The organism is Idiomarina sp. UBA3176, from assembly GCF_002364295.1.
Lineage (GTDB): Bacteria > Pseudomonadota > Gammaproteobacteria > Enterobacterales > Alteromonadaceae > Idiomarina > Idiomarina loihiensis.
The window spans coordinates 213262-221583 of the sequence record NZ_DEXU01000027.1 but is presented as its reverse complement, the minus strand read 5'-3'; the positions used below and the strand labels follow the sequence as shown (position 1 = coordinate 221583).

8 protein-coding genes are annotated in these 8322 nt (G+C 47.1%); 5 read left to right on the top strand and 3 right to left on the bottom strand.

The annotated features are described in order from the left end of the window. Window positions 1–100: 100 nt before the first annotated feature. Complete coding sequence (locus tag B2U97_RS14105) at window positions 101–718, bottom strand: arylesterase (protein WP_011235004.1); 618 nt, start codon at window positions 716–718, stop codon at window positions 101–103. Window positions 719–721: 3 nt separating this feature from the next. On the opposite strand from B2U97_RS14105, the gene B2U97_RS14100 reads away from it, so the two are divergent. From B2U97_RS14100 to B2U97_RS14080, 5 genes are all read left to right on the top strand, one after another. Continuing rightward, a complete protein-coding gene (locus tag B2U97_RS14100; RefSeq protein ID WP_034821820.1) occupies window positions 722–1402 on the top strand; it encodes an ABC transporter ATP-binding protein in 681 nt (226 codons plus the stop codon). Beyond that, complete coding sequence (locus tag B2U97_RS14095; protein ID WP_286830594.1) at window positions 1392–3896, top strand: ABC transporter permease; 2505 nt, start codon at window positions 1392–1394, stop codon at window positions 3894–3896. The genes B2U97_RS14100 and B2U97_RS14095 overlap by 11 nt, the downstream gene beginning before the upstream one ends. Before the next feature lie 22 nt (window positions 3897–3918). Beyond that, window positions 3919–4809: a TIGR01777 family oxidoreductase gene (locus B2U97_RS14090; protein WP_034821815.1), complete on the top strand. Its 891-nt coding sequence runs from the start codon at window positions 3919–3921 to the stop codon at window positions 4807–4809. Between the two features lie 63 nt (window positions 4810–4872). Further along, window positions 4873–5280 (top strand): septal ring lytic transglycosylase RlpA family protein, encoded by a 408-nt coding sequence (locus tag B2U97_RS14085; protein WP_034821812.1) that lies wholly within the window; start codon window positions 4873–4875, stop codon window positions 5278–5280. Window positions 5281–5396: 116 nt separating this feature from the next. Continuing rightward, the gene (locus B2U97_RS14080) at window positions 5397–6470 is read left to right on the top strand and encodes an MBL fold metallo-hydrolase (RefSeq protein WP_034821909.1); all 1074 of its coding nucleotides are present in this window, start codon (window positions 5397–5399) and stop codon (window positions 6468–6470) included. A 22-nt stretch (window positions 6471–6492) separates the two neighbouring features. Here the strand turns inward: B2U97_RS14080 and B2U97_RS14075 are convergent, their stop codons facing one another. Both B2U97_RS14075 and B2U97_RS14070 read right to left on the bottom strand, forming a co-directional pair. Next, window positions 6493–7110 (bottom strand): thiol:disulfide interchange protein DsbA/DsbL, encoded by a 618-nt coding sequence (locus B2U97_RS14075; protein ID WP_272988641.1) that lies wholly within the window; start codon window positions 7108–7110, stop codon window positions 6493–6495. Window positions 7111–7176: 66 nt separating this feature from the next. Further along, window positions 7177–8304 (bottom strand): DSD1 family PLP-dependent enzyme, encoded by a 1128-nt coding sequence (locus B2U97_RS14070; protein WP_286830592.1) that lies wholly within the window; start codon window positions 8302–8304, stop codon window positions 7177–7179. Window positions 8305–8322 lie beyond the last annotated feature (18 nt).

The window sequence follows — 8322 nt, the reverse complement described above, 5'->3', positions numbered from 1 at the left end:
AGGACACCGCCCTTTCACGGCGGTAACAGGGGTTCAAATCCCCTAGGGGACGCCACTTAAATCAACCGCCCGCAGGCGGTTTTTTTGTTTCTGGCTTTCGCTACTGCGCCAACTTCAGTAAATAAGGTTCCAGAAAATCAGCTATCTTTGGCTGGGCTTCCGCGGTGGGGTGAATGCCATCATCCTGCACGTAATCGGCATTTGTTGCTATTTCTTCCATAAAGAAAGGTATGAGTGTCACATTTTTTTCTTCTGCAACTTCCTCAAACATTTTCTGGAACTGTTCAGCAAAACGCTGGCCATAGTTTGGTGGCACCATAACCTGACTCAAACCGACTTTAACGCCTTGTTGCTGCGCCTGGTCGATGATTTGTTTCAAATTTGAACGAACTGTGTTTAGGTCGAACCCACGAAGTCCGTCATTACCACCCAGCTCAATAAATAACGCATCGGGTTTATGACGCTCTAAAACGCCTTCTAAGCGGCGCAAACCACCACGAGTGGTCTCGCCACTAATGCTGGCGTTAATGATGTTAATATCGGGATGAGAGCTCTCCCAGCGGCGATCTAACTCGGCAACCCAGGTTTGTTCCTGAGAAAGCCCATAACCGGCGCTTAAGCTGTCACCTAAAACGACAAGTGAGACATTTGCGGAAACGCTGCGTATAACCAACAACAGCGCTAAAAATAAACACGTTTTCAAAAGGAAGTTTTTCATTTTATGCTCATTCAAGCTCAACAACTGGAAAAAACCGTAGACACCTCTGAGGGTCCATTACAGATTCTGCAGCCAATTAACGTCAGTATCAATGCCGGTGACACCGTAGCCATTGTCGGCGCTTCCGGCTCAGGTAAGTCGACGTTATTGTCACTACTGGCGGGTTTAGACCTCGCATCCTCCGGAGAGGTTCTTATAGAGAACGAAAAATTAAGCGAATTGGATGAGGAGCAGCGGGCAAAAGTTCGTGCTGACAAAGTCGGCTTCATTTTTCAGTCGTTCCTGCTGGTACCTAGCTTAAGTGCCTTAGAAAACGTCATGTTACCGGCTGAACTGGCCGGTCATAAAGGTGCAGAAAAAGAAGCCCGGGAACTGTTGGCGAAAGTGGGGCTGGAAGATCGCTGGCACCATTACCCGAACCAGTTGTCTGGCGGCGAACAACAACGGGTCGCTATAGCCAGAGCCTTTGTTGGACAACCCAAAATTCTGTTTGCTGATGAACCTACCGGTAACCTTGATGCGAAAACCGGCGGTAAGGTTGAAGAGTTGCTCTTCGACTTAAACAAGGACTATGGCACGACGCTTGTCGTAGTAACCCATGATCAACGGCTGGCAGAGCGTTGCCAGCGCGTGTTGCAAATGGATGCGGGCCAGCTATCGGAGGCAGCTCAGGATGTGGCATAAGATTTCATTTCGTCTGTTAAAGCAGGAGCTGAGGCGCGGTGAACTGACCATTATGGCACTGGCTATTATCTTGTCGGTGACCGCCGTGCTTTCGTTATCTATTTTCAGTGATCGGCTGCAGGCCGGATTGACTGAGCGCAGCAGTGAATTTTTGGCGGCTGACAGAGTATTAAGTTCCAGACGGGATATACCTCAGGAATGGCTTGAGCAAGCCGGGCAAATGAACTTGAAAACAGCCTGGAAAGTGGTTTTCAATTCCATGGCTTTTGCTGGCGACAACATGACCCTGGTGGATGTTAAAGCAGTGAGTGACGGTTATCCGCTGCGTGGTGAACTGGAAATAGCGGATCAGCCTTTTGGGCAGGGTTATGTTGCCGATGGCTTGCCTGCCGAAGGAGAAGCTTGGGTTGCATCACAATTGTTTCAGGCGTTGCAGTTAGATATTGGTGACGATATTGAAGTGGGTAACAGTAGCTTCAAAGTGACCAAAGTTGTTACTTACGAACCCGACGTTGGCTTTTCAGTTTTTACCGACAGTCCTAATGTGCTTATTCGTCATTCCCAGCTGGAAGAGACGGGTCTGATTCAGCCCGGCAGCCGGGTTCGTTTTAATGTGCTGATGGCCGGTGAAAGTGACGCCATAGACGCGTATGAAGACTGGCTCTTACCACGTTTGAATGACGATACGCACAGCTGGCGTAGCATCGAAGACGGGAATAGTCCGTTGTCCCGCTCTTTGAACCGTGCTGAGCGCTTCATGATGTTGGCGAGCCTGCTAGGTGTGGTCTTGGCCGCAACGGCTGTTGCGGTTGCGGCACAGCGTTACTGTCAGCGAAATTACGATGTGGTTGCCATATTCAAGACCTTAGGTGCCAGTCGTAAGAAAATTCGTCGTATTTTTATGCTGCACCTGTTGCTATTAACCGCTGTGAGTGTGGCCATAGGTATGGCACTTGGCTGGGCTCTTCAGTATCTGGTTATTGAGTGGGTCGCTCAGAAACTGGGGGCGACCTTGCCTCAGGCGGGTTGGCAGCCTTATGTTTTAGCCGGAGCCACCGGTGTTATCAGTGCCGTGATGTTTACTTTGTATCCGTTATTTCGGCTGGTTTCTATTCCGCCGCTACGCGTGCTGCACCGCCAGTTAACGGCGGGTAATGCAGTACGCTGGCTACAATGGGTACTAAGTGGCGGAACCATTTATGCTCTGTTGGTTATTTACAGCCAGCAATGGTGGTTGTCGACCGCCTTATTTGCAGGCGGTGCAGTCGCCGCTGTGCTGCTGCTTGGATTAGGCCGGCTGTTTATTTCTGCCAGTCGTAAGGCGGGTATGCAGGCCGGCAGTAGCTGGCGCCTGGCTATGGCGGGCTTACAAAGAAGAGCGGCCGCCAACAGTGTTCAAATGCTGAGTTTTTCAACCGCCATTATGCTGTTGTTGCTCGTTATTGTTTTGCGTAACGACTTACTGGAAGACTGGAAAAGTCAGTTACCAGCGGATGCGCCAAACTATTTCGCCATCAATATAGCCGAAGACAAAGTTGATGACATGCAGACGATGTTTGAGCGGGAGAATATTCCGTCGACTGATCTGTACCCGATTGTACCGGGGCGCTTAACCCATATTAATGGCGAGAAGCTGCTAGACGAAGTCACCAAGGAAGATCGTGATGACGATGAAGCCGAAGGCCGAGAAGGTATAGGAAGAGAGCTTTCACTGACCTGGCGAGACATCTTACCACCTAACAACGAACTTACCGCTGGCGAATGGTGGGGTGAAAGTGCAGAATCCCAGGTTTCGGTCGAGTTAAATGTCTCCGAGCGACTGGATATAAACGTGGGTGATGAACTACGCTTTAATTTAGGTGGCGAAGAGTTCACTGTGCCGGTAACCAGTTTACGTAAAGCCGACTGGAATACCCTGCAGCCAAACTTTTACATGATCTTTAATACCTCAACACTGGAAGATTTTCCGGCAACTTACATCACCAGTTTTAGACTAGGTGAAGATCGAAAAGATGAATTGTACCAATTGTTTAAACCTTTTCCGCAGACGTCGTTGATTGATCTGGACGCTATGATCAATCAAATTCGGGAAGTGATTGGACAGGTCAGTTTAGCCATTGTTTTTGTATTAGTGCTGGTCATTATTGCCGGAGCTTTAGTGTTGGTGGCGCAGGTGCAGGCCAGTATGGAAGAACGGCAGAAGGAACTGGTGATTCTGCGCACGCTCGGAGCGCCGGGTAAATTATTGAGTCGCAGTATTACTTATGAATTCTTGGTGCTGGGGGCAATTAGCGGGTTAATAGCGACCTTAGCAATGGAAGTTTCGCTCTTTATATTGCAAAACCAAGTGTTTAATATGACGCCCGTTATTCATTGGAAACTTTGGCTATTAGGACCGCTATTTGGTGCTGTAGTGGTGGCTGTTTTAGGCCGTTTATCCTGCCACCGGCTCATTCAGAGAAATACGGCACAGCTAATACGTAAGCTGGCCTGATGAAACATAAAAGAGGTGACCGATGAACATTCTAATGACAGGTGGTACCGGGCTTATTGGCTCAGCATTTATTCATAAGTACCAGGACACACATCAGTTTACGGTCACCACTCGCAACAAGGAGCGTGCGAGTAAAAAACTGGGCGATAAAGTAACCTTGCTGTCTTCGGTCGATGAAATTGCGGATATTGGTCAGTTTGATGTGATTATAAACTTACAGGGCGAGGGTATTGCGGATAAACGTTGGTCTGATTCCCGTAAGCAAGCCCTGAAAGACAGTCGTTGGCAGGTGACAGAAAAGCTCGCCGCCATGATTAATAAAGCAGAAAAGCCACCTAAAGCCTTTTTGAGTGGCTCGGCTATTGGCTATTATGGCCCGCGTGATGCCGAGCCGGTTAATGAAGACCATGTCGCTGAGCATAAGGACTTTGCTGTTACTTTGTGTCAGGAGTGGGAGCGACGGGCTTTGGCAGCAAAAGATGCAACTCGTGTAGTTTTGCTGCGTACCGGTGTCGTTTTGGCAAAAGGAGAGGGAGCATTAGCAAAAATGCTGCCGCCTTATAAGTTTGGTTTAGGTGGTCCGTTGGGTGAGGGCAATCAGATGATGTCCTGGATCCAGCTGGACGATATGATTCGAGCCATTGAGTATCTGTTGGAGCACGATAATCTGTCGGGGCCCGTTAATATGACGGCTCCCGGACCAGTGACTAACGAAGCCTTTAGTCGTACCCTGGCATCGGTTATGAATAAACCGCACTTCATGAGAGTACCGGCGTTTGTCCTTAAGTTAGGCTTGGGTGAAATGTCGTCGATGCTACTTGAAGGGCAAGCTGTGGTGCCGGATAAACTGCGCAATCATGGCTTTCAGTTTGAGTATCCGACAGTGCGTGAAGCTTTTAAGGCGAGTGTATAATTCTTTACACGTCTTTTGGGTTTCTTAACGGACAGTGTTTTCGGAACTCAGTAAAATTGAGAAATGAAAACAAAAAACCAGTATCCACTTAAACAATTAACCCTTGGCGTTGGCATTTTTATGCTGGCGCTTACCGGGTGTACTTCTATTCCCGCTGAAAGCCCTCAAAACTTAGTTGGTACTAGCGAGTCCGGAAAGGCTTCTTACTACGCCATGAAGTATCAATTCAGAACTACCGCAAGCGGTGAGACTTATAATCACTTTTCCAGCACCGCGGCTCACCGAACCTTGCCGTTTGGAACCAAAGTTCGAGTCACCAATATTGCTAACAACAAAAGTGTTGTGGTGAAAATTAATGATCGTGGGCCGTTTATTGATGGCAGAGTGATTGATTTGTCACGCTCCGCTTTTGATAAAATAGCTGATCTTGATTTAGGTGTTATCAAAGTGACTACTGAGGTTATCAGGTAATATCAGAGCTCGTGCCTTAGTGTTACAAAAACTAACAATTTAGCGCGTGACCTCTTAACGTATTGATATTAGCTTTCTTGTTTTAGTTAAACTTTAGAGGTGGGATGCCGGTGTCAATGTTTAGAACTTTAGTATCAGTAAATACTTTGGCATTGCTAACACTGGTATTAACAGGTTGTAGCGCAAATTCTGTAACAACAATAGAAGAGGAATCTCAGCCAACTAATGAGAAAACCGAGCGCTTTCAAAACCTGGACGCGGGTAAGAAGAGCTATCCGTTAACCTGTAAACAAGATTGCTATAAGCCTCGTAGCGATATTCAGTGTGGTAGCGATGGGTTGTGTCAGTACACTGGAAATAAGAAGGCTTTCCTCGGGGGAACGGATTTCTCTGTTAAATGGCTGGGTCACGCAGCTTTTGTCATTAAAACCTCAAGCGGAGAGACGTTTTTAACGGATCCAGTCTTCAATGACTTTGACTGGCCAGTTAACTGGCTGTTTTCACTTGTTGGAGGTGAACAGCGAAAGGTGAATGTGGAGCCAGATCCAGAGCTGATTGATGCCACCGATGCGGTATTATACTCCCATATTCATTACGATCATTTTAATAAGAGCGATATCGAAACCATAGGGCGCAAGCCCGGATACTTAGTGCCATTGAATCTGGCCGATCACTTTCCATCCATTGGAGCAAATATAACTGAACTCGGTTGGTTTTCTTCGAAGAAAATAGGTGACTCTCTGGTGACTGCGGTGCCTGCTCACCACTTTAGTAGCCGTACATTGGTTCCCTTTATTTACGAAGATAACAATAAAGACTCCTGGAATGCCTGGTTAATCGAAAACAAGGGGAAGACGTTGCTTTTCGCCGGAGATACCGGTTATTCAGAACACTTTAAAGTAATAAACAAGCGCTACGGTGATATTGATGTGTGTCTGTTGCCGATAGCGTCTTATTACAGTGAGGAGTCACCTGAATGGTACCGCTACGTTCACTTGACTCCGGAAGATGCTCTGACGGCAGCCGCTGAACTTAATTGCAAAGTATTTATCCCCTGGGGTTACGGCAACGCCAGCTGGGGGATGGGAGATCTATCCTCTCACTCGGCACTAACTCGTTTTCTGAATATGGCAGAGAAATTTGGCACATCAGCTGAAATCGTGATTTTAAACGAAGGGGAAAGCTTGTAGCTTTCCCCTTATTTATTTTTTATTAGGACTTACTCATAAGCTGCTCAATAACCTGCTTTAAGTCACCGATAAGATCGTCGCTGTCGCGAAATCCATTCATCAGAATTTTGTATTTGCCGTTAACTATTAGTGTTGGCGTACCGGTGATGTCTTTATCGCGGACGTCTTTTTCCATTTGTTTGGCGCGGGCTTTGACTGAGAAGTTATTGAATCCCCGTTTGAACTCGCTTTCCGAAACGCCTGCCTGAACAAAAATGTCTTTAATTTTTTCCTGTGTATCAATCGACTGACGTTGCCCGAATTGCTGCTTAAAAATCTTTTCGCTAATAACTTGTTCTTTGTTCAGCATTAAGGCCAATGAGTAAGCTTGAGTCATTTTGCTGCCCATGCCCGGTTTAGGGCTCAACCCTGAGGTGTGTGACTTCTTAAATGCGTCGGGAAAGGCAGCGGCAAGTTCTTTTGCGATAGGCTCAAAACGGTAACAGGCCATGCAATAGAAAGAGAAGTACTCAATAATTTCAGGCGTTGTCGAAGCCGGGTTATCTAGAACCTCGTAGTGTTTGTTCTCGCTAAACTCTTTAGCCTGCAGTGTTACTGCTATAAATAGTGCGCAAACTAACGTCGTGATTCTTACTAACATAGTGAACTCCTTTTCGCTGTTCTTGGATATTGAAGTATTGCAAGTAATGATTTCAAGAACAAGCAGTTACCATCCAGTAATGCGTTGCCAGGTGTTATGCGAACCGTCACTCATTAGCACATGGTAAACGGGATGCATGGCGGCAGTGGCACAGGCATGGTTGGGCATAATGCGTAGTTGATGACCAACGGGAAAGTCTTCTAATTGGTAAGCGTCGCTTAACTCTATAACGCCGTGCTCTTGCGAGGTACTATTAACACAAAGGCCATCAAGCACAGAACCGTCTATTTTACATACTTGTCCATAGCCAAAATCACGGTTCTGACCCGCTGTTCCACGATCACGCGACAATGCCATCCAGCCGCTATCGATCAGCAGCCAATTCTTCTCTTTGTTGTGGCCGATTACTGTGGTGACGACGGACATGGCTATATGCGAGAAGTCGCATACACCGATGTTTTTCATGACTAAGTCAAAGGTGGTGTAAACGCCGGCTCTGACTTCACTAATGTCACTAAAGTCTTCGCCAAAATGAGCTGTCGGCGTTGAACCAACGCTGCTTATAGCGCAGTGAATACCGGCGGTTTTCAGGTTGTCTCGTGCAATTCGAACAGCATCGCATTCTTGTTTGGCGAAGTTTTTTAACTCTTGTTCCGTATTGCAGGCGTATGAGCCACCGGCATGGGTCATTAAACCGGTGAAATGCACGCCAAGTATTTTTGCAATGGTTAACAATTTCGAATCGCTTGGCTTAATACCACCACGGTGATCGTCACTGTCTATTTCAATAAAAACGGAAAAGTCTTGCCCAAACTCAGCAGCAAAATTGATAACCGCTTGTGCCTGCGTCATGTTGTCTAACAGAATATGCAGGTTAATACCTTGCTGTCTTAGTGCGGCTACCCGCTTGAGCTTTGCCGGCGCTATGCCAACAGCATAAAGTAAATCGGTATAACCTGCCTTCGCGTAGGCCTCGGCCTCAGCTAACGTTGATACTGTGGCCGGAGCACTCTTACTATCGAGTAGATACTCAGCCGCCTCCAGAGTACGCAGGGTTTTTAAGTGCGGGCGTAAATGACTGCCAAGGGACTCAACCCGCTGCTTAAGATAGTTAATGTTACTCTTCAATTTAGCTTCATCGATGAGCAAATAAGGTGTATCCGGATGTGCAATCCAGTCAGGAGCTGATTTCATAATTGTTGTCCTGCGTTT